The sequence below is a fragment of the Rhodococcus sp. KRD175 genome (assembly GCF_017168275.1).
Taxonomy (GTDB): Bacteria; Actinomycetota; Actinomycetes; order Mycobacteriales; family Mycobacteriaceae; genus Rhodococcoides; species Rhodococcoides fascians.
Map to the genome: position 1 here is coordinate 24,401 of NZ_JABFAQ010000005.1, position 21,305 is coordinate 45,705.

The 21,305-nt window shown below is 64.6% G+C and carries 21 protein-coding genes and 1 riboswitch; of the genes, 9 read left to right on the forward strand and 12 right to left on the reverse strand.

Annotated features, from left to right (window positions below):
* Positions 1-33: 33 nt before the first annotated feature.
* A riboswitch (cobalamin riboswitch) is annotated at positions 34-169 on the reverse strand.
* Between the two features lie 51 nt (positions 170-220).
* Together J1M81_RS08235 and mqo are read right to left on the reverse strand one after the other, a co-directional pair.
* Positions 221-697, reverse strand: coding sequence for a GNAT family N-acetyltransferase (locus tag J1M81_RS08235; protein ID WP_027496727.1), 477 nt, complete (start codon positions 695-697; stop codon positions 221-223).
* An 11-nt stretch (positions 698-708) separates the two neighbouring features.
* Positions 709-2,229 carry a malate dehydrogenase (quinone) gene (mqo, locus tag J1M81_RS08240; protein ID WP_027496726.1) on the reverse strand — a complete coding sequence of 507 codons (1,521 nt, stop codon included), beginning with the start codon at positions 2,227-2,229 and terminating at the stop codon, positions 709-711.
* Between the two features lie 191 nt (positions 2,230-2,420).
* Here mqo and J1M81_RS08245 point away from each other — a divergent pair, with 191 nt between their 5' ends.
* Positions 2,421-3,461 (forward strand): alpha/beta hydrolase, encoded by a 1,041-nt coding sequence (locus J1M81_RS08245; RefSeq protein ID WP_032383400.1) that lies wholly within the window; start codon positions 2,421-2,423, stop codon positions 3,459-3,461.
* Positions 3,458-4,843 carry a mycothione reductase gene (gene mtr, locus J1M81_RS08250; RefSeq protein ID WP_206497916.1) on the forward strand — a complete coding sequence of 462 codons (1,386 nt, stop codon included), beginning with the start codon at positions 3,458-3,460 and terminating at the stop codon, positions 4,841-4,843. Before J1M81_RS08245 ends, mtr begins: the two co-directional genes overlap by 4 nt.
* Positions 4,844-4,850: 7 nt before the next feature.
* On the opposite strand, the gene J1M81_RS08255 is transcribed toward mtr, so the two are convergent.
* Positions 4,851-5,417, reverse strand: coding sequence for an alpha/beta fold hydrolase (locus J1M81_RS08255; protein ID WP_206497917.1), 567 nt, complete (start codon positions 5,415-5,417; stop codon positions 4,851-4,853).
* 106 nt (positions 5,418-5,523) lie between these two features.
* Between J1M81_RS08255 and J1M81_RS08260 the strand changes: the two genes are divergently transcribed.
* The 3 genes from J1M81_RS08260 to J1M81_RS08270 are packed head-to-tail and all read left to right on the forward strand — an operon-like array spanning position 5,524 to position 7,525.
* A complete protein-coding gene (locus J1M81_RS08260) occupies positions 5,524-5,886 on the forward strand; it encodes a GntR family transcriptional regulator (protein ID WP_027496722.1) in 363 nt (120 codons plus the stop codon).
* Entirely contained in the window at positions 5,883-6,833 is a 951-nt protein-coding gene (locus J1M81_RS08265) for an ABC transporter ATP-binding protein (RefSeq protein WP_206497918.1), read from the forward strand. Before J1M81_RS08260 ends, J1M81_RS08265 begins: the two co-directional genes overlap by 4 nt.
* Positions 6,830-7,525 carry a hypothetical protein gene (locus tag J1M81_RS08270; RefSeq protein WP_027496720.1) on the forward strand — a complete coding sequence of 232 codons (696 nt, stop codon included), beginning with the start codon at positions 6,830-6,832 and terminating at the stop codon, positions 7,523-7,525. Before J1M81_RS08265 ends, J1M81_RS08270 begins: the two co-directional genes overlap by 4 nt.
* Here J1M81_RS08270 and J1M81_RS08275 read toward each other — a convergent pair.
* Both J1M81_RS08275 and map read right to left on the reverse strand, forming a co-directional pair.
* Positions 7,509-9,038 (reverse strand): cobyric acid synthase, encoded by a 1,530-nt coding sequence (locus J1M81_RS08275; RefSeq protein WP_032372619.1) that lies wholly within the window; start codon positions 9,036-9,038, stop codon positions 7,509-7,511. The genes J1M81_RS08270 and J1M81_RS08275 overlap by 17 nt on opposite strands.
* Positions 9,039-9,116: 78 nt before the next feature.
* Positions 9,117-9,992: a type I methionyl aminopeptidase gene (gene map, locus J1M81_RS08280; RefSeq protein WP_045841850.1), complete on the reverse strand. Its 876-nt coding sequence runs from the start codon at positions 9,990-9,992 to the stop codon at positions 9,117-9,119.
* 139 nt (positions 9,993-10,131) lie between these two features.
* On the opposite strand from map, the gene J1M81_RS08285 reads away from it, so the two are divergent.
* The gene (locus J1M81_RS08285) at positions 10,132-11,001 is read left to right on the forward strand and encodes a LuxR C-terminal-related transcriptional regulator (RefSeq protein WP_032370795.1); all 870 of its coding nucleotides are present in this window, start codon (positions 10,132-10,134) and stop codon (positions 10,999-11,001) included.
* A gap of 22 nt (positions 11,002-11,023) precedes the next feature.
* On the opposite strand, the gene J1M81_RS08290 is transcribed toward J1M81_RS08285, so the two are convergent.
* The 5 genes from J1M81_RS08290 to dxr form a co-directional block, all read right to left on the reverse strand.
* The gene (locus J1M81_RS08290) at positions 11,024-12,814 is read right to left on the reverse strand and encodes a penicillin-binding transpeptidase domain-containing protein (RefSeq protein ID WP_155289462.1); all 1,791 of its coding nucleotides are present in this window, start codon (positions 12,812-12,814) and stop codon (positions 11,024-11,026) included.
* A 104-nt stretch (positions 12,815-12,918) separates the two neighbouring features.
* Positions 12,919-13,755, reverse strand: a complete 837-nt coding sequence (locus J1M81_RS08295; protein ID WP_206497919.1) for a GNAT family N-acetyltransferase — start codon at positions 13,753-13,755, stop codon at positions 12,919-12,921.
* 116 nt (positions 13,756-13,871) lie between these two features.
* Positions 13,872-15,011 (reverse strand): flavodoxin-dependent (E)-4-hydroxy-3-methylbut-2-enyl-diphosphate synthase, encoded by a 1,140-nt coding sequence (ispG, locus tag J1M81_RS08300; protein WP_032370959.1) that lies wholly within the window; start codon positions 15,009-15,011, stop codon positions 13,872-13,874.
* 61 nt (positions 15,012-15,072) lie between these two features.
* Positions 15,073-16,284, reverse strand: a complete 1,212-nt coding sequence (locus J1M81_RS08305) for an RIP metalloprotease (protein ID WP_032372620.1) — start codon at positions 16,282-16,284, stop codon at positions 15,073-15,075.
* A 3-nt stretch (positions 16,285-16,287) separates the two neighbouring features.
* Positions 16,288-17,427, reverse strand: coding sequence for a 1-deoxy-D-xylulose-5-phosphate reductoisomerase (gene dxr / locus J1M81_RS08310; protein WP_032372843.1), 1,140 nt, complete (start codon positions 17,425-17,427; stop codon positions 16,288-16,290).
* A gap of 122 nt (positions 17,428-17,549) precedes the next feature.
* On the opposite strand from dxr, the gene J1M81_RS08315 reads away from it, so the two are divergent.
* Positions 17,550-18,071: a DUF1990 family protein gene (locus J1M81_RS08315; RefSeq protein WP_032366411.1), complete on the forward strand. Its 522-nt coding sequence runs from the start codon at positions 17,550-17,552 to the stop codon at positions 18,069-18,071.
* A 1-nt stretch (position 18,072) separates the two neighbouring features.
* On the opposite strand, the gene puuE is transcribed toward J1M81_RS08315, so the two are convergent.
* A complete protein-coding gene (puuE, locus tag J1M81_RS08320; protein ID WP_206498045.1) occupies positions 18,073-18,972 on the reverse strand; it encodes an allantoinase PuuE in 900 nt (299 codons plus the stop codon).
* Positions 18,973-19,189: 217 nt separating this feature from the next.
* On the opposite strand from puuE, the gene J1M81_RS08325 reads away from it, so the two are divergent.
* Positions 19,190-19,459, forward strand: a complete 270-nt coding sequence (locus J1M81_RS08325; RefSeq protein ID WP_027496710.1) for a DUF2631 domain-containing protein — start codon at positions 19,190-19,192, stop codon at positions 19,457-19,459.
* Positions 19,460-19,463: 4 nt separating this feature from the next.
* Here the strand turns inward: J1M81_RS08325 and rlmN are convergent, their stop codons facing one another.
* Positions 19,464-20,615: a 23S rRNA (adenine(2503)-C(2))-methyltransferase RlmN gene (gene rlmN / locus J1M81_RS08330; protein WP_206497920.1), complete on the reverse strand. Its 1,152-nt coding sequence runs from the start codon at positions 20,613-20,615 to the stop codon at positions 19,464-19,466.
* 166 nt (positions 20,616-20,781) lie between these two features.
* On the opposite strand from rlmN, the gene J1M81_RS08335 reads away from it, so the two are divergent.
* Entirely contained in the window at positions 20,782-21,222 is a 441-nt protein-coding gene (locus J1M81_RS08335; protein ID WP_032372845.1) for a lipopolysaccharide assembly LapA domain-containing protein, read from the forward strand.
* The last annotated feature ends 83 nt before the right edge of the window (positions 21,223-21,305 follow it).

Here is a 21,305-nt window from a genome sequence, read left to right on the forward strand (position 1 = left end):
TCGTGCTCGGAGTTCCGCGCCGAGCGTTCGGTGGACTACACGAAGCCGGGCGGCGATCTGGCTGACAGGAGAACACTCCTGATCACAGTGGCGGGACCGCGCCTGATTCTCACAGGACTTCTCCGCACTCGACTTCGAACGGAACACTACCGCCGAACGAACGAATGCCACACACGCCTGGACGTGTGTGGCATTCGTAGCTTCGGATCCGAACGGGCTGTTACGCCTCGCTCCAAGCGGTGCCGCCACCGCGACGCATCGGAGTGTGCGGAATACCGTCCTCGAGTACTTCCTCGCCGTCGGGCAGGAAGCCGTGCTTGGCGTACATGTCGACGAGGTAGCTCTGCGCGTTGATCCGGCACGGTGCCGAACCGACCTCGGCCAGGGCGGCCCGCAGAATTCGCGTGGTGTGTCCCTGTCCCCTGGCCGAACGCTGGGTGCACAGGCGGCCGATACGGAACGCCTTCTCGCCGTCGTCGTGCTCTTCGAGCAGACGCAGAGTGCACACCACTTCACCGTCTCGTTCGAGCCAGAAGTGCCGCGTCTCGGTCAGCAGGTCGCGTCCGTCCAACTCCGGATAGGCGCAGGCCTGCTCGACCACGAACACCTCGACACGCAGCTTCAACAGGTCGTACAACGTGCTGTTGGACAGGTCTAGTGCCCACGATCGTTTGAGAGCTGCTGCTTGCGTATTCATACCTTTTGCTATCACACACCCGTGTGCTGTGCGAGCTCACGCGAACTTTCCAGCTCCAGCGTCTTCGAGGTCCAGGCCCAGACCTCGTCGAACAGCGAGCTGTTCTGAGCCAGTTTGACCCCCAGGGACGGGACCATTTCCTTGAGCTTGGGCTGCCACGCGTCGTACTTGTCTCCGAAGCACCGCTGCAGCACGTCCAGCATGGCCGGTACGGCTGTCGATGCGCCGGGAGAGGCACCGAGCAGGCCCGCGATGCTGCCGTCGGCAGCGTTGACCACAGCGGTACCGAACTCGAGAACGCCACCGCGTCCCTTCTTCCGGATCACCTGCACACGCTGACCGGCCGTGACCAGCTCCCAGTCCTTGGCGACGACGGTCGGCGCGAACTCCCGCAGAGTCTCGACCCGATCGGCCTGCGACTGAGCCAACTCGCTCACCAGGTACTTCACGAGCCCGAGCTCGGTCACGCCGACGCCGAGCATCGACATCAGGTTGCCCGGCTTGACCGAGCCGGGCAGATCGGTGATCTTGCCCTGCTTGAGGAACTTCGGTGACCATCCCGCGTACGGTCCGAACAACAATCCCTGCTGGCCGTTGATGACGCGCGTGTCGAGGTGCGGCACCGACATCGGCGGTGCTCCCACCGAGGCCTTTCCGTACACCTTGGCCGAGTGCTGCTCGATCAGTTCGGGGTTGGTGCACCGCAGCCATTCGCCGCTGACGGGGAATCCGCCGAAGCCCTTGATCTCGGCGATGCCCGACTTCTGCAGCAGGTGCAGCGCGCCGCCGCCCGCCCCGACGAACACGAACTTGGCGTTGACGGTCTTCTTGGCACCGGTGCGCTGGTTCGCCACCTTGACGTCCCACGTGCCGTCGGACTGCTTGGTGATGTTGCGCACATCGTGCCCGAAGTGCACGGTGCCACCCGCCGCGGACAGGTAGTTCAGCAGCTGCTTGGTGAGTGCACCGAAGTCGACATCGGTGCCTTCCTGACTCCAGTTGAGCGCAACGGGATCGGAGAAGTCACGGCCACGAGCCATCAGCGGCAGTCGCGCGGTGAACTCGTCCTTGGAATCGATGTACTCCATGCCGGCGAACAGGGGGTTGCCGACGAGCGCCTCGTAGCGCGCCCGCAGGTACTTCACGTTGTCCTCGCCGTGCACGAAGCTCACGTGCGGGATCGGGTTGATGAAGTTCTTGGCGTCGGAGAGGACGCCGGTTTCGATGCCGTGGGCCCAGAACTGCCGCGAGACCTGGAACTGCTCGTTGACGTTGAGCGCCTTGGCGATATCGACGCTGCCGTCCTTGTTCTGCGGCGTGTAGTTGAGCTCGCAGAGCGCCGAATGCCCGGTGCCTGCGTTGTTCCACGCGTCGCTGCTCTCGGCCGCTGCGGCGTCGAGACGTTCGTAGACGTCGATCGACCAGTTCGGCTCGAGCTGACGGAGCAGCGCACCGAGGGTGGCGCTCATGATTCCGGCACCGACCAGAACGACGTCGGTCTTGATCCGCTTACCCTGCTCATCTGTGGACACTGGAGAATCGACTTCCTTGTCTGTAAAGGTCTCGGCCGGTGGCGGTATCGGTCCGAGAACTCTTCTGTAGAGGGTTACTCACCCGATGCGGTCAGGTTACTAGCTGGGCCTACCCCATCGGACACCACGTCAACCTGCTCTCGATTGTGCTCCTCGGACGCTGTCGGCGGCGCCCACTACAGTTGTGATCTGTGACTACCTGGGTTCCCGATGTCCTCGGCGACGGCTACGAACAGACGACCATCCCACTCGGAGACGATCCGGACGGCGAGGGCCAGGTCGAGGCCACTCTGGTGCGGTATCAACCGCCGGGTGTCGCCAACTTCGACCGCGCGGTGATCTATGTCCACGGATTCACCGACTACTTCTTCCAGCGACACATCGCCGAGCATTTCGCCGCCAAGGGATACGCGTTCTACGCGCTCGACCTGCGCAAATGTGGACGATCGCGCCGTGAGGGCCAGACTGCACACTTCGTGACCGATCTGGCGATGTACGACGCCGAGCTGAACGAGGCGCTGAGCCTGGTGCGCGCCGAGCGCGCGGACGCGCCGGTGCTGCTGATGGCGCACTCCACCGGTGGCCTCGTGTTGCCGCTGTGGCTCAACCGTCTCAACCGTCAGGAAGGCGGCTCGTCCGGGTTGGGCCTGGCAGGCGTCGTCCTCAACAGCCCCTGGTTCGACCTGCAGGGCCCGCCTGCGATACGTAGCGTCGGTACCGCGGCGATCGACGTCATCGGAAGATTCCGGGCCAAGACCCCGGTTCCCGGGGGCGGCTTGGACACCTACGGCCTTTCCCTCGCGGCATCGGAGCAGGGCGAGTGGGATTACGACCTGGACTGGAAACCCCTCGCCGGCTTCCCCATCACCTTCGGCTGGATCCGTGCGGTCCGGCACGGGCATGCCGAGCTGCACCGCGGCCTCGATATCGGAATTCCCTCGCTGATCCTTCGCTCGAAAGTGACGCATTTCTCTCGCCGCTACAGCTCGGCCGTCGACGCGGCCGATGCCGTTCTCGACGTCCGGCAGATCGCCCGTTGGGCCGGCTGCCTGGGTGATCGAACCTCCATCGTCCCCATCGAGGGCGCACGCCACGACGTCTTCCTGTCCACCGAGGGCCCTCGCGCCCAGGCCTTCGAGGAAATGGACGAATGGCTCGAGTGGTTGCACCGAGGAGAGAAGACCGACCACGCGTCGGGCAAGGACCACACCGAGATCGGACACATTTCATGACTGAGCACTTCGACGTCGTCATCATCGGCTCCGGCTCGGGAAACTCGATCGTCGATCAGAGGTTCGACGACAAGAAGGTCGCCCTGATCGAGGAGAATTCGACGTTCGGCGGAACCTGCCTCAACGTCGGCTGTATCCCCACCAAGATGTATGTCTACGCGGCCGAGGTCGCCCGTACCGTGCGAGATTCCGCCAAGTACGGCATCGATGCACACGTCGACGCGGTCCGCTGGCCGGACATCGTCGAGCGGGTCTTCGGACGCATCGACCCCATCTCCGAGGGCGGTAAGCGATACCGGGCCGAGGGCAGCCCCAACGTGACGCTGTTCCAAGGTCACGCGAGCTTTGCCGGGCCGCGCACCATCGACACCGGAACCGGCACGACCATCACGGCCGACCGGATCGTCATCGCGGCCGGCTCGCGTCCCATCGTGCCGCAATCGATCGAAGATTCCGGTGTCGACTACCACACCAACAACGACGTCATGCGTTTACCGGCACTGCCCGAACACCTCGTGATCCTCGGATCCGGTTACATCGCAGCCGAATTCGCGCACGTCTTCTCCGCACTCGGGTCGAAGGTGTCGATCGTCGCCCGCAAGGATTCGCTGCTGCGCGCGTTGGATGCCGATATCGCGAAGCGATTCACCGAGCTCGCCCGGGCCAAGTGGGACGTTCACCTCGACTCCGGTGACACGCGCGGGATTTCCGAGGGCGGACTGCACGGCGTCGAACTCTCGGACGGCACCAAGGTCCTCGGAGACGCGTTTCTCGTGGCCGTCGGCCGCCAGCCCAACGGCGACCGACTGAATCTCGGTGCTGCCGGGATCGAGCTGGACGACGAGGGCCGCATCGTGGTCGACGAATTCGGCCGCACCACCGCCGAGGGCGTCTTCGCACTCGGCGACGTCTCCTCGCCGTATCAGCTCAAGCATGTGGCCAATCACGAAGCGCGCGTCGTCCAGCACAACCTGTTGCAGGACGCCTGGCACGGCGACACGTCCGCGTTGCGTACCTACGATCACCGCTTCGTTCCCGCTGCCGTGTTCACCGATCCGCAGATCGCGGAGGTGGGTATGACCGAGGAACAGGCCCGAGACGCAGGGCTCGACATCACGGTGAAGGTCCAGAACTACGGCGACGTCGCCTTCGGCTGGGCGATGGAGGACAGCGAAGGGCTGTGCAAGATCATCGCCGAGAAGGGCACCGGCAAGATACTCGGGGCTCACATCATCGGAGCTCAGGCCCCGACTCTCATCCAGCCGCTCATCCAGGCGATGAGCTTCGGACTGTCCGCCCAGGACATGGCCCGTGGTCAGTACTGGATCCACCCAGGACTGCCCGAGGTGGTCGAGAACGCCCTCCTGGGCCTCGACCTGTAGGTTTCGATCACCAGGGGCTGGTGCGGAGCACGATCTCCGTGGCCAGCGCCGCCGGGGCGTCGGCCGCGACATGTTCGACGCCGTCGAGCGCGACGACCCGAAAGTCCGAGTAGACGAAGCGGCCGCTGTTGTCGGCGGACGGACGCATCTCGGAGTTGCCGATGACCAGCGTCGTCGGCAACTCGATTGCGGGGCAATCGGCGTCCCGCACGATGCCCCGATGGTCGGCGATCGCCGGGTGGCAACGATCCACGGCGATGAGGCTGGCAAACCGACCGAAAGTCTTCGCCGCCAGTCTCCAGGCCGATTCCGCACCGGCACCGCTCCCGACGAGGTGGACCCACGACAGCTTCAGCTCGTCCAGCAAGGCGAGAACAGCGTCGTACCCCACTCCGTCGATGTCTTCGACCGCAACGGTTTTCAGATCCGAGTTGTGCAAGCGCTCGCTCACCGAGTCGTAGACATCGACCGAATCGCCGATGTCCGGCAACAGGAGCACGGCGTGCCGACTGTCCGGTCCCGCTACTCGTACCGAAACAGACCCGCCCGCAGCACTCACATGCGTGAACTCCATGGGGACGACGGTACTGCCTCTTGCCAGAACCACGCACCGGTCCTATGGTTAGTTACATGAGTAATGAACCAGTGAGGTACCGAACCTCGCCGCCGCGGCGGTGGCTCTGATGGACGAGGGCAGGCCGATCTTCCTGCAGATTGCCGAGCTCGTCGAGAACTCGATCATCGACGGCTCCCTGGCCGAGGAAGAACAGGTTCCCTCCACCAACGAGCTCGCCGCGTTCCACCGCATCAATCCGGCCACAGCGGGCAAAGGGCTCGCGAAGCTCGTCGCCGACGGCGTCGTCTACAAGAAACGAGGGATCGGAATGTTCGTCACCACAGGCGCACGGGACGCACTCCGGTTCCGTCGACGCGATCTGTTCGCCCGTCAGTACATCGACCCGCTGGTCACCGAGGCACGCAAGCTCGGAATGACCGTGGACGAACTCAAGACCATGCTCGACAACTGGGAGGCAGCGCGATGAGCATCCACGATATCGGTACGCCCGACGAACTCCGCCGCGTCGTTGCGTCGGCCACACACCTGACCAAGAAGTTCGGCTCGTTCACCGCCGTCGACGACGTGAGCTTCGAGATCGAACGCAACAAGATCTACGGCTTCCTCGGCCGCAACGGAGCAGGCAAGACCACCGTCATGCAGATGATGACCGCCCAGATGCGCGAAAGTGATGGTGAGATCTCGGTATTCGGCGAACGCCCGTGGGAGAACCCACGCGCTCTGAGTCACGTGTGCTTCGTCAAGGAAAGCCAGAAGTATCCCGACGATCTGAAGGTCAAGAACGCCATTGCGCAGGCCTCCCACATTCTTCCGCACTGGGACAACGACTTCGCTGCCGAATTGCTGCGCGATTTCGACCTCCCGTTGGGTCGCAAGATCAAGAAGCTCTCTCGCGGGATGACGTCGGCACTCGGAATCGTCATCGGTCTCGCGTCCCGAGCGCCACTCACCTTCTTCGACGAGCCCTACCTGGGGCTGGACGTTGTCTCACGACACATGTTCTACGACCGGCTGCTGGCCGACTACGCGGAGAACCCCCGAACGGTCGTTCTGTCGACACACCTCATAGACGAGGTCAGCAATCTGATCGAGCACGTGATTCTCATCGACAAGGGAAGAATTCTGCTCGACGCCGAGTCGGACGATCTGCGCGAGAGAGCATTCGAGATCACCGGTCCGACCGAGGCCGTCGACCGGTTCGCTGCAGAGCATCGAGTCTTGCACAGAACTGCCCTCGGCTCGACAGCCCGAGCGACGATCGACGGGCGACTGAACGATCACCAGCAATCCCTCGGCGTGGCGTCCGGTCTCAGCATCGAACCGATTCCGTTGCAGCAGTTGATCATCGATCGAACCACTGCCCATTCCGGATCTATCCACGAGTCGACCACCGCCGAGGAGGCCTTGTCATGAAGCGAATATTGAACGTAGCTCGGGTCCACAACACCTCCTGGGCAACCACATTCGCGTGGCCCCTGGGAATTCTCGTCGCAGTGTTCGTGATCACCTACGGCATCTTCTCGGTCGTTCCGGAAAGCGATTCGGATTTCAGCTTCAGCGGCGGCGTGTTCTCGGTGTATGGGTTCGCTATTGCCTTCTACGTCACGGCTATCACCCAGTGCTTCCCGTACGCCCTGAGCCTGAGCATCACACGTCGCGAATTCCTCACTGCGACAGCACTGGTGGGGGTAGCACAATCGGTCGCCCTCGGCACGATCGTCTACCTGTTGTCGGTCGTCGAAGCCGCGACCGGCGGCTTCGGGCTGAAGATCCGCATGTTCGGTCTGGCCCGCTACGCCACCGACAACCCGCTCCTGCAGTGGCTGACTCTGGTGATCGGGCTACTGCTGATCGGGTCCATCGGGGCGTTCGTCGGAGTCGTCTACCGGCGCTTCCGCACGAACGGTCTGTTCACGCTCGGACTCGCCGGCCTCGTCGTCTTCGGAGGCGGCGCGATCGTGATCACGTGGCAGAACTGGTGGCCCGACGTCGGGACGTTCTTCACCGACACCCCACGCGTGCTTCTGCTGGTGGTCGTTCCGCTCGTGATCACCGGGATCTTCTCGACCGTCAGTTGGATGGGCTTGCTCAAAGCATCTGCGTGACGATCTTTCTCGTCGAGCCGTCGACGCCGTTCTCTATCAGATCGAGAACGGCGTCGATATCGATGTTGCTGTCCACCAGATCGGCCAGCAGATCCAACTGCTGTTCCCGTAGGGCCGCAACCGACGTGTCGGACGCAACCTCGAATCCCGCGCGACCCGCCTTCTCTGCCACCCAGGCGAGAAAGGATCGACGGAAATCATCGGATTCGAGGAGTCCGTGCCAGTGAGTTCCCACGACACCGCCACGCACACTGCCCTCGCCGACGCCCCCCGCGGTCGTCAGCAGCGCATCGTCGTCGTTCCGGACCACTCGTCCATGGTGAATTTCGTACCCCCGCACGGGATCCGAGCCGAATGTGACGGAACGACCACTCACCTGCACGAGTACCTTCTCGGCCGCGAATTCGATGTCGAGATCGAGCAATCCCAGTCCCTCGACCCTTCCGACGCCCGACTCCACGGAATCAGAGATGGTTCGGCCCAACATCTGGTAACCGCCGCAGATGCCGAGAACCGGCCTCCCCGCAGCGGCGCGCTCGGAAAGGGCACGAGCAAGACCGGTGCGCCGCAACCATTCCAGATCCGACACCGTGGACTTGCTGCCGGGGACGACCACCAAATCCGCATCCTCGAGCCGAGAAGGCTCGGTGACCCAGTGCACCGACACTCCGGGCTCGCACGCCAGCGCCTCGACATCGGTCGTGTTGGAGATCCTCGGCAATCGCACCGCCGCCACCCGCAGCCACTGCGAGCCGAGCGGAGGACGGGGCCTGCCGACGGGCGCATCGGGAACGGTGCCGAGCGAATCCTCCGCGTCCATCCACAACCCGTCGGCGAACGGAACGACTCCGTACGTCGGCCGCCCGGTCAACGCCCGCAACTGGTCGAGCCCCGGTGCCAACAGAGCCGGATCACCCCGAAACTTGTTGATCACGAACCCTGCCACGAGAGCCTGATCCTCGGGTGACAACACCGCCACCGTCCCGAACAGGTGTGCCAGCACTCCCCCGCGGTCGATGTCGCCCACCACGATCACCGGCAGCGACGCCGCCCTCGCCAACCCCATGTTGGCCAGATCGGTGGCGCGTAGATTGATCTCGGCCGGTGAACCGGCACCCTCGCAGATCACCACGTCGAATTCGGCACGTAGCGAGGACAACTCGTCGGCGACCACATGCCGGAGCGCCTGCCGATGTTCGATGTAGTTGCTCGCACTCACCTGGGCCACCGCACGCCCGCGCACCACCAACTGCGACGTCCGATCACTGCCGGGCTTGAGCAACACCGGATTGAACCGCACGCTGGGCTCGAGGCCACAGGCGGCCGCCTGCATCGCCTGAGCCCGGCCGATCTCGCCGCCGTCCAACGTGACGACCGAGTTGTTCGACATGTTCTGCGCCTTGAACGGGGCCACCCGAACACCCCGCCGCGCCAGCATCCGGCACAGGCCGGCGACCAACACACTCTTGCCTGCATCGGAGGTAGTGCCGGCGACCAACAGAGCGCCTTTCACGGCAGTCTCACACTTCTATTCACTCCGCAGGCTCCGCTCACGGCAGTATCAGACTTCTGTTCACTCCGCAGGCTCCGCTCACGGCAGTGTCAGGATCTCGCAACCCGTCTCGGTCACCACGAGCGTGTGCTCGAACTGTGCGGTCCACTTCTTGTCGTGCGTGACCACCGTCCAGCCGTCGTCCCACATCTCGGCGTTGATCGTGCCCAGGTTGATCATCGGTTCGATGGTGAACGTCATGCCCGGCTCGATGATGGTCTCCACGGACGGCTGGTCGTAGTGCAGCACGACGAGGCCGTTGTGGAACGTCGTGCCGATGCCGTGGCCGGTGAAGTCCTCCACCACGCCGTAGCCGAACCGGTGCGCATAGGACTCGATCACTCGCCCGACCACGTTCAGGGCGCGCCCCGGCTTGACCGCCTTGATGGCACGCATCGTCGCTTCGTGGGTCCGCTCGACGAGCAGGCGCGCCTCCTCGGACACGTCACCCGCCAGGAACGTCGCGTTGGTGTCGCCGTGCACACCGTCGATGTACGCGGTGACGTCGATGTTGACGATGTCTCCGTCCTCGATCACCGTCGAATCGGGGATGCCGTGGCAGATGACCTCGTTCAGCGAGGTGCAGCACGATTTCGGAAAACCCTTGTAGCCCAACGTGGACGGGTAAGCGCCGTGGTCGACCATGTACTCGTGTGCAATACGGTCGAGCTCGTCGGTGGTCACTCCCGGTGCCACGGCCCGGCCCGCTTCCTGCAGAGCGCGAGCCGCGATCTTCGACGCCACGCGCATCTTCTCGATGACCTCGGGGGTCTGCACCCACGGCTCGCTGCCTTCGTTCACGGTCGACTTCCACGCGTATTCGGGTCGCTCGATCGACTTCGGCACGGAGAGGACGGGCGAGACGACGCCTGGCACGAGTGGCTGACGGGGCTTGCTCTCGGCGGTGACAGACATGCCGTCCAGAGTAGTCGTCGCATCCGTGTCCAGAAGAACCAGCGCTGCTGGTCGAGGCCACCGAATCCGCAACCGCGCGACGGGATATGATCTGGGTCACGTTCGCCGTCGACGTACCCGAACCGAGGAAGGAAGCGTCGTGGTCCATTCCAGTCTGTTGCGCCCCCGGGACGGCGATGCCCTTCGCGCCGAACTACGCCAGGTCGCCGCGACGTCCGCCGTGCCCGTCGTGTTCGGCGGGGAAGTGTCCTCGGAAACGCTGCACCTGAGCGAATTTCACGGCACCCGCACGCGTGGGCTGGACGGGCTCGCCATCCCGCCCAGGTCCGGTCTCGGTGGCCGGGTCATGGACCAACGTCGGCCCGCGGCCGTCAGTGATTACGGCGCGTCGATGTCGATCACCCACCACTTCGACCGGCCGGTCCTCGGCGAGGGCCTCAAGTCGATCCTGGCGGTGCCGGTTGTCGTCGCCGGAGCAGCCCGCATGGTGATGTACGCGGCGGTGCGAGAACGCGGCCCCCTCGGTGATCGAGTCGGCGACATCATGACCGCCGCAGCCCGGCGCCTCGGTCAGGAGATCGCCATCCGCGACGAGGTCGACCGCAGGGTGCGCCTCATGGAGAGTGCGCGGGCCACGTCGGACGGGCACCTCTCGCGAACGGCCGAGTTGCGCGGTGTGCACGACGAGCTCGCCGAGCTCGCTCGGTCGATCGGAGACGCGGCGGTCAAGCACAGACTGGACGCGGTCACCGCGCGACTGGCAGCAACACTCGGTCGGACGGCGAACCAGGACAGCGACTCCGGCGACTCGCAGGCATTGACGCCACGCGAGATCGACGTCATCTCGCAGGTCGCGCTCGGTTGCACCAACGTCGAAGTCGCGGCACGGCTGTCGATCGGTGCCGAGACGGTCAAGTCCTATCTCCGCAGCGTGATGCGAAAAACCGACTCGCACACTCGATACGAAGCGGTTCTCGCGTGTCGTCGACTCGGGCTGCTGTCGGGCTGAACCCGGCCCACCGGCGCAGCGCTCAGTACCCCGGCGGAAGCTGCTCGAACATCTCCCGGGTGACGGCGACCGCATTGTCCGAGCTGCCGCCGCGTACCACCAAAGTCGCGAAGGCGATGTCGCCTCGGTAACCGACGAACCACGAGTGCGATCCGCCCTCGACCTCTGCTTCTCCGGTCTTGCCGTACACCTCGCCCTGGTCGGCGATGCGCTCTGCGGTGCCGCTGGTGACCACCGAGCGCATCATGCCGCGTAACCCGTCGACCATGGCAGGTTCTATCGGTGGATGATCGCCGGTGATGGCGGTTTCCCGTCCGACCAGAAGATTGGGAACCGGTGTGGAGCCGTGGGCAACCGTCGCGGCGGCCAGTGCCATCCCGAAGGTCGAGACGACCACCTTGCCCTGGCCGAATCCGTCCTCGGTGCGCTGGACGAGTTCGTCCGCGGGCGGGACCGAACCCGAGTCGGTCGGCAAGCCCACGACGTCGTAGTCCGGACCGACGCCGAACTGGGACGCGGCCACGGTCAACGCGTCGGGCGACATCTCGCTCGCCAGCTTCGCGAAGGAGGTGTTGCACGATCGGGTGAACGCGGTGCTCATGGTCACGTCACCGAGGGCGAACTCGTTGTAGTTGGGGACGCTTCGTTCGCCGATCTCGATACGACCGGGGCACGGAACGGTGCTCCCCGGGGTCGCGAGTCCGCTGGAGATCGCCGCCCCGGCGGTGATGATCTTGAACGTCGAACCTGGTGGGTAGAGACCGGCCGACGCGACCGGTCCGTCCCGATCGGCGGCCGGATTCTGCGCCACAGCGAGGATGGCCCCGGTGGACGGCTGAATGACCACCGTCATGGCCTGCTCGGCCCTGGCGTTCACTGCTCGTTGGGCCGCGACCTGAATATTCCGATCGAGGCTGATCGAGAAGGATGGTGCCGGCTCGGGCGGGGTGTCGGTGAGGACGTCGATGTCGACGCCGTTGCGGTTGCTGGTCACCACGCTCCAGCCGGCCTTGCCGTCGACGTCGTCGATGACGGCCTTCTTGACCTGGCCCACCAGGTCCGGCGCGAAGGTGGGGTCGGTGGACACGAGATCCGATTCGTCGGACGCCGTGACTCCTGGAATCTCGGTGAGCGCCGCCGAGATGGGTTCGAAGTCGCTGTCTCGCAGCAGCGCCACCGGGTAGTCGCCGTCGACGGAAGTCGCCGACTCCACGATCGACTGAGCCGTGATCGACGCGTCGAACGGTGTCAGCAGTGTCGACAGCGCCGTCGCCGAGGCCACGACGTTGTTCGCGGCCGACGCGTCGAACTTGATTCGATGTACGACCCCGGGCACCAGGACGTCGGTGCCGGAGCGCTCGTTGACCCGAGCGCGTGGTGCAGCCGTCGAGCGCAAGGCCATGGTCTGCGTGTCACCGAGCTTCGGGTGGATGTCCGAGGCGGTCCACCGCACCACCCACTCTCCTGCACTCCGACCCATGTTCAGTTGGCCGTCGTACGTCCACACCCGATCCTTGGGCAGCTGCCAACGGTAGGTGTAGCCGACTGTGGCGGTGTCGCCGTCGACTCGAACCGACGTCGTCTCGGCGTCGAGGGCCTCCGCTTGCAGGTTGGTCCACGCCTCGCTCAGCGCAGTGGCTGCGGCGTCCGGCTTGTCGGTATCGGCGGCGGCCGTGGGGATGTCGTTGGCCTCGAAGGCCGCGAGGAATGCCTGAGCTGCGGGCTCCGGACCGTCGGGCTTGGGAGTACACCCGGTGAGGTAGGCACCGACGACGGCACCGATCACGGTCACCACGCCCAGCCGTCCGCGCATCCAGGTCGCATCACGTGATCTCATTGCGCCCCATCGTAATACGGCCGGTGCGTCGACCACGGCAACGAATCGCGTTTCGGGACAAGCCGATCGAGCGACCGTTCTCAGTCCAGCAGCACCGTGGTGAACGTCGCCACTTGCGTCAGACCGATTTTCGCGTAGGCCCGGCGCGCGACGTAGTTGAAGCTGTTGACGTACAGGCTCGCAGTACGCCCCTGGCGGACGACCGAGTTCACCACGGTCGCCGTTCCGGATGCACCCAGGCCGTGCCCGCGTCGGTCCGGGTGCACCCATACCCCTTGGATTTGCCCGACCGTCCCGGACTGCGAGCCGATCTCGGCCTTGAACACCACGCGGCCGTCCTCGAATCTGGCCCAGGCACGTTGCGCTGCAATGAGACTGGCGATCCGACGCCGGTATCCCCTACCGCCGTCGTTCAGTCGCGGGTCGACGCCGACCTCTTCGATGAACATGGCAACGGCCGCGGTCAGATACACGTCCAGCTCGTCGGGTCGAACGAGCCGAACGAGAGGATCAGGCGAGATGGACGACGGTACCGACGTGGCCAACAACGGTTGCTCACCGCGTACCTCTCGCGCCGGACCCCAATCCGTCTCGAGCATTTCCCACAACGGAAGCGTCAACTCCGCTCTGCCGACCAACGACGAGCACAGACGCGGCCCGCGGCACGCGCGGTCCGCGAAGGAACGAAGATCGTCGCTGGAACCGAGCAACGGAACCAGATTCGCACCGTAGAAGCACAGCGACTCGTCCGGACCGCCCCTGCTCCACATCTCGCCGTGGAACGACCTCGGATCGAGGCCGGATTCCTGCACGCGCGCGGCAACCATGCAGGTTGCAACGGGGTCCCCGTCGAGCACCCGGAGCACGTGCGCGACGTCCCGATTACCGAGAGGCTTCGCGCCGAGGAGCTTGAGCACCTACCGACCTCCTGACCCACCTACCGCGTACGCACCGATTCTGAAGCGAATCATTCCAGACAATGTGTTCCCCCGGTGGCAGAGCGGCAAACCGGACGCCGAACAGGTGTACCCGCTCAGCTGACGGTGACCACCGGCGCGCCACCGCTGGCGATCTCGTCCTTCTCGAACTCCTCGGCGATGCGCATCGCTTCCTCGATCAACGTCTCCACGATCTGCGCTTCGGGAACCGTCTTGATGACCTTGCCCTTGACGAAGATCTGGCCCTTGCCGTTGCCCGACGCGACACCGAGGTCGGCGTCGCGGGCCTCGCCCGGCCCGTTCACGACGCAGCCCATGACCGCGACGCGTAGCGGGATCTCCATTCCTTCGAGTCCCGCAGTCACCTCGTCGGCGAGGGTGTAGACGTCGACCTGTGCGCGCCCACACGACGGGCAGGAGACGATTTCGAGTTTGCGCGGGCGCAGATTGAAGGACTGCAAGATCTGGTTGCCCACCTTGATCTCCTCCGCCGGCGGTGCCGACAGGGAAACTCGGATGGTGTCGCCGATGCCCTTGGACAGCAGGGCCCCGAAGGCCACAGCGGACTTGATGGTCCCCTGGAAAGCCGGTCCCGCTTCGGTGACACCGAGGTGCAGTGGGTAGTCGCACTGCGCCGCCAACTGCTCGTACGCAGCAACCATGATGACGGGGTCGTTGTGCTTGACCGAGATCTTGATGTTGCCGAAACCGTGCTCCTCGAACAGGCCCGCTTCCCACAACGCGGATTCGACGAGCGCCTCGGGTGTCGCCTTGCCGTACTTCTTCATCAGCCGCGGGTCGAGAGAGCCGGCGTTCACACCGATGCGGATCGGAATGTTCGCGTCACCGGCCGCCTTGGCGACTTCCTTGACGCGGCCGTCGAACTCCTTGATGTTGCCCGGGTTGACGCGCACCGCCGCACACCCGGCGTCGATGGCCGCGAAGATGTACTTCGGTTGGAAGTGGATGTCGGCGATCACCGGAATCTGGCTCTTCTTGGCGATGATCGACAGCGCGTCGGCGTCGTCCTGTGTGGGGCACGCAACACGAACGATGTCGCAACCCGACGCCGTCAGCTCTGCAATCTGCTGCAGGGTGGCGTTGATGTCGTGGGTCTTGGTGGTGCACATCGATTGCACCGAGATGGGGCTCTCGCTTCCGACACCCACCGACCCGACCTGGAGCTGCCTGGTCTTTCGACGTGGCGCGAGTACGGGCACCGGCGGTGCGGGCATTCCCAATCCGACTGACACGGACACAGTGGCCTTCTTTCCTAGCTACGACTGTCGAGTCTACTTAGAACAATTGAATGGGGTTGACGATGTCCGCCGTGAGCGTCAACAAGGAGAACCCGATGAAAACGATGATGACCACGTAGGTGACGGGCATGAGCTTCATGTAGTCCACCGGTGCCCCGTCGGGCAGGCCGCGACGGTTGCGGAAAATGTTGCGGATGCGCTCGTAGATCGTCACGGCGATGTGGCCACCATCGAGCGGCAACAGCGGCACGATGTTGAACACACCGAGGAAGAAGTTGAGTGACGCCAGCAGCCCGACGAACGTCTGCCAGTTGTCGTTTTCCACGGCCTGGCCACCGATGACGCTGGCTCCGACGACACTCATCGGAGTGTCCAGCCCTCGTTCACCACCGAAGATCGAATCCCACAGCGCCTCCACCTTGCTCGGCAACTGCACCAACGCTTTCCCGGTCTGCACGAAGATGTCCCCGGTGAAAACAAAGGTCTCGGGCACCGCTTCGATCGGGTTGTATCGAATGTTCGGCGGTGGACCGCCGGTGACGCCGATCGCTCCCACGGTTGTCGAGTTCTTCGCTTCGGTCTCAGGATCGACGACGTAGCGCTGAACCTGAAGGATCGGAACGCTCAGAGTCTGCGAAGCACCGTCGCGATCGACTGTCAGATCGGCCGACCCGGTGGAGTCCCGAATGGCGAGAACGACGTCGGACCAGGCCTCTGTCGGCTGACCGTTCACCGCAGTGATGATGTCGCCCGTGCGCAGTCCAGCTTCGGCAGCCGGACCGTCTCCCGAACACGGCGCAAGTTCACCGTCCTCGGTCTGGGACGTGCTGACACAACCGATGCCCTGGACCGTCGTTGTCGGCGTCACCCGATCCGGCGTGCCCCAGCCGAGCACCAACACGTAGACCAGCACGATTCCCAGCACGAAGTTCATGGCGATGCCGCCGACCATGACGACGATGCGCTTCCACGTCTTCTGGCGGTACATTGCGCGCTCGACCTCGTCGGGCGCGAGCTCGTCGATGGCGGTCATACCGGCGATGTCGCAGAACCCGCCTGCCGGAATGGCTTTGAGTCCGTACTCGGTCTCCCCGCGACGGAAGGAGAAGATCTTCGGGCCGAACCCGATGTAGTAGCGGCGAACCTTCATGCCGAGCGCTTTCGCGGTCCACATGTGTCCAGCCTCGTGCAGCGCGATCGAGACACCGATTCCCACGGCGAACAGCACGACACCCAGAGCGAACACCATGTGTCAGAGGCCTTTCGATTTCAGTAGTTCACGGGCGTGGGCCCGGGCCCAGGAGTCCGCCGCGAGTACGTCGTCGACGTCCCTGGGAGCCGTCGACCAGTCCTGCCCGCCGTCGCCCAATACCGCGCGCACCGTCTCGACGATCTGCGGAAATTCGATCCTGTCGGCCAGGAACGCTTCCGCGGCAATTTCGTTGGACGCGTTGTACACCGCAGTCATGCACCCACCCATGATCCCGGCCTCACGCGCCAGCTGCACCGCCGGAAACACTCGGTCGTCGAGTGGCTCGAAGTCCCAGGAGAATGCGGTCGTGAAGTCGAGTGCACGGGCGACGTCGGGCACTCGATCCGGCCAGCCGAGGGCGAGCCCGATCGGCAACTTCATGTCCGGTGGACTGGCCTGAGCGATGGTCGAACCGTCGACGAACGTCACCATCGAGTGCACGATGGACTGCCGGTGCACGGTGACGTCGATCTTCTCGTAGGGCACACCGAACAGCAGGTGCGCCTCGATCAGTTCCAGACCTTTGTTGACCAGTGTCGCCGAGTTCAACGTGTTCATCGGCCCCATCGACCAGGTGGGATGCGCGGCGGCCTGCTCCGGCGTGACCGACTTCAGTTCGCTCTCGCTCCACCCTCGAAACGGACCTCCCGATGCAGTGAGAACCAGTCGATCCACCTCGCCGCGCGTACCGCTGCGCAGGCATTGGGCGAGCGCGGAGTGCTCGGAGTCGACCGGCACGATCTGACCGGGGGCTGCGGCGGCGAGAACCAGCTCGCCTCCGGCGACCAGGGATTCCTTGTTGGCCAACGCCAGGCGCGCACCGCTGTTCAGCGCGGCCAGGGTCGGTTCGAGGCCGAGAGAACCCACGAGGGCATTGAGCACGACGTCCGCCGGGGTCGACTCGACCAGCTCGGTCACTGCTCGCGGACCACTCAGCACTCCGGGGAAATCGAGCTCGGCGGCGGCCTCGGGCTGGGCGACGGCTACCCGTCGGACACCGGTCTCCGCGATCTGGCGACGGAGTAGTTCGATGTTTCCACCGCCCGCAGCCAGCCCGACCACGACGAAGCGGTCCGGGTTGGCGGCGATGACGTCGAGCGCTTGGGTTCCGATCGACCCGGTACTTCCCAGCAACAGCACACGTATCGGCTCGGGGCGATCCGAGTTGGTCGTTCGCTCACGATGGTCTGGCACCGGTCCATTGTTGCCTACCGAGGCTGAGAAACCCCTATGTGCCGACGCAGGCTGGCACGCTGGGGTGCATGGACTTCTCGAAGTACCGCTCGGCACCGTTCAATTACGACGATGCGGGGGCCACCGCCGGCCCACTGCCCACCGGATACCACCACGTCACGATGTCGAGGGTCGTGGGATCGGGGCTGGACGACTTCGTGGCGGCGGCCGATGCGTTGATGCGATGGGACATGCACCGAGGAGCAGGACTGAAGGTCCGTTCCGAGGCCGAGACCGCTGTGCCCGACTCGGTGGTCGTTCTCACACTCGGACCGGTGCGCATTCCGTGTCGTGTGGTCTACGTCATCGACGAGGCGAACCGTCAGGGTTTCGCCTACGGAACACTCGACGGGCATCCCGAGTCCGGCGAAGAACTCTTCTACGTCGACTACTCCCCCGCGGACGGTGCCGTCACCGCCCACATATCGGCGTTCTCGCGTCCCGGTCGCTGGTACACCAAGCTCGGCGGCCCGGTGGGCAGACGCGTCCAGGCAGCATTCACCGACCGCTATCTGAGCGCGCTGGCATCCGCGTGCCGACAGGCCGACTGACTCAGGCCTCGGGCGGGTGCACAGCTCGCCAGTGTTCGGCGATGTCGATTCTCTTCGCGACCCAGACCTTGTCGTGCGACTGCACGTGATCGAGGAAACGTTCCAGTGCAGCCATGCGGGCCGGCCTGCCCACCAGCCGGCAGTGAAGTCCGACCGAGAGCATCTTGGGACTCCCACTCGCGCCCTCGGCATAGAGAACGTCGAAGGCGTCACGTAGATGCGCGTAGAACTCGTCGCCCGTCGAGAATCCTCCCGGCGATGCGAAACGCATGTCGTTGGTGTCCAGGGTGTACGGCACCACCAGGTGATCGACGACCCCGGCGTCTCGGGGCACCTTCTCCCAGTACGGCAGATCGTCTGCATAGGAGTCGGAGTCGTACACGAATCCGCCGTGCTCCACCACGAGCGATCGGGTGTTCGGAGAGTCGCGCCCGGTGTACCACCCCAGTGGCGCAGACCCCGTCAGCTCGCGCAGGATGGTCACGGCCTCCGCCATGTGCTCGCGCTCGACGTTCGCGTCGATCTGCTGATACGACAACCACCGCAAGCCGTGACATGCGATCTCGTGGTCCAACTCCAGCAGTGCCGCAACCACTTCCGGGTTCCGCTCCATGGCCTTGGCGACCGCGAACACCGTCAGCGGTAACCCACGCTTCTCGAATGCGCGCAGCACGCGCCACACTCCGGCTCTGGATCCGTACTCGTAGAGCGATTCCATGCTCATGTGTCGATTCGGAAACGCCTGTGCGCCGATCATTTCCGACAGGAACGTCTCGGACTTCGTGTCGCCTTCGAGCACGTTGTTCTCGGCACCCTCCTCGTAATTGAGGACGAACTGGACGGCGATGTTCGCCTCACCCGGCCACTGCGCGAGCGGCGGCGTGCGGCCGTAACCGACCATGTCGCGGGGATAGCTCAGCGGGGACCGACTCGGACGATGGGGAAGGCGCTCGGGGGTCACCGCCGCAGTCTCTCATTCGAGCCCACACACGCGCTGGGTGAGCGATGCAACCCTGATCACTACGACGGGCGGTCGTATGCCAATATTGTTCCGACAACGCGTCTGGCACCGTTCGTGCCGGGACCCACGTGAACGCATCACCCGAGAGGATCGACCGGTGGCAAATACCGAACTGGAATCCGCTTCGTACGACCCGGTCGTCGATACCCGCAACGAGGTGCCCGAGGTGCCGTCCGCCGCGTGGGGATGGAGCGGCGAGTCGAACAAGGCGATGCGCGTCGCAGCCATCGTCGTTGCCGCGTTCCTGCTGTTCATGATCATCGGAAATCACACCGGCAAGGTCGAGGACCTGTGGTTGGTCGGATTTGCCGTGGCGCTGGTCGGACTCGTCGTGCGCGACGTCATCGTCCGCCGCAAGCCCCGCTAGCGGCTCAGTTCTCGGCGGCGAGCTGACCGCACGCCGCTGCGATCTCCTGACCACGGGTATCGCGCACGGTGCACGACACGCCCTGCGCGATGACCCGTCGAACGAACTCCCGCTCCACCGGCTTCGGGCTGGCATCCCACTCGCTACCCGGAGTCGGGTTGAGGGGAATCAGGTTGACGTGTACCCGGGATCCGAGCGCTTTGTGCAGCTTCTTGCCCAGCATGTCCGCTCGCCACGGCTGATCGTTGACGTCCCGGATCATCGCGTACTCGATCGAGACGCGTCGACCGGTCTGATCGGCGTAGTACCGGGCAGCGGAGAGAACCTCCGCCACCGACCAACGATTGTTGACCGGGACCAACGTGTCTCGCAGCTCATCGTCCGGCGTGTGCAGAGACACGGCCAAGGTCACCGACAGACCCTCGTCGGCCAGCTTTCGAATGGCCGGAGCAAGGCCGACCGTCGACACGGTGACCGAACGCTGTGACAGTCCCAGCCCGCCGGGGGCTGGTGAGACGATCTTGCGCACTGCCGCGACAACGCGCTTGTAGTTGGCCAGCGGCTCGCCCATCCCCATGAACACGACGTTCGACAGACGACCCTCACCGCCGGGGACGACGCCGTCGCGCATGTCCGCGGCCGCCGAACGGACCTGATCGACGATCTCGGCCGTCGACAGGTTCCGCGTCAGGCCGGCCTGACCGGTGGCGCAGAACGGACATGCCATTCCGCAACCGGCCTGACTCGAGATGCACAGCGTCGCGCGATCCGGATACCGCATGAGAACACTCTCGAGCAGAGTCCCGTCGTTGGCCTTCCACAGGGTCTTTCGAGTGTCACCGTCATCACACGCCAAGTGCTTGATCGGCGTCAGCAAGGTGGGAAAGAGATCGGCACCGACCTTCTCCCGAGCCTCGGCCGGAAGATCGGTCATCTTGGTGGTGTCGGCCTCGAGCCGCGCGTAGTAGTGCCGCGCAAGTTGGTCGGCCCGGAATGCCGGTAGACCGAGTGCCTTCACTGCCTCACGCAGGCCCTTTTTGTCCAGGTCGGCGAGGTGACGCGACGGCATTCCCCGACGCGGAGCTGTGAAGACCAGCGGAAGATTCGGTCTCTTCTGCTCGGTCGTGCTGTCCGTTGCGGCTGCGGAATCACTCATGCTCGACCCCCGCGTCGTTCCTGCTGGCTCAACTCCATACCCACCATTGTCCACCCGTTCTGCTCACAGTCCTATTCGCGACGGTTTTCGACGGTGCCCTGACGGGTATCGACGCCGGGACCGATTGCGCGTGCATTCGGACCACGCGTGCGAAAGGATCATCGACATGGCCACCAGAGCAGACGACAGCAACGAGGCACCGTTCGACACATCGGCGTCGACCAAGCCGGGGTTCGACCGGCCGACGAGTGCCGCCGGCGACCTCACCCCGATCACCACCCCGGATTCGGACGGCCATTCCGCGCCCGACCCCGAGTTCGTTCCGGAACAGCAGCACACCCCCACCGATGTGGCGCACACCCGCACCGCCGCCCTCTGGACCGGCCTGGTGGTCGGGGCCGTCGTCCTTGTCGTTCTCCTGGTGTTCATCGTGCAGAACCTCGACTCGGTCACCGTCCAGATCTTCGCCTGGCAGCTCGACCTACCCCTCGGAATCAGCATGCTGCTGGCCGCGATCGCGGGCGCGCTGGTGATGGCCATGGCCGGCGGTGCCCGAATCCTGCAGGTCCGGCGCGCAGCGAAGAAGAACCAGCGTCACGGTTCGTGAACACTATGTACAGAAGCTGGCACCGATGCTCTGAATCGATAAGGTTGGCGGTGCCCGACTTCACTCGAGGAGCATGACGTGAC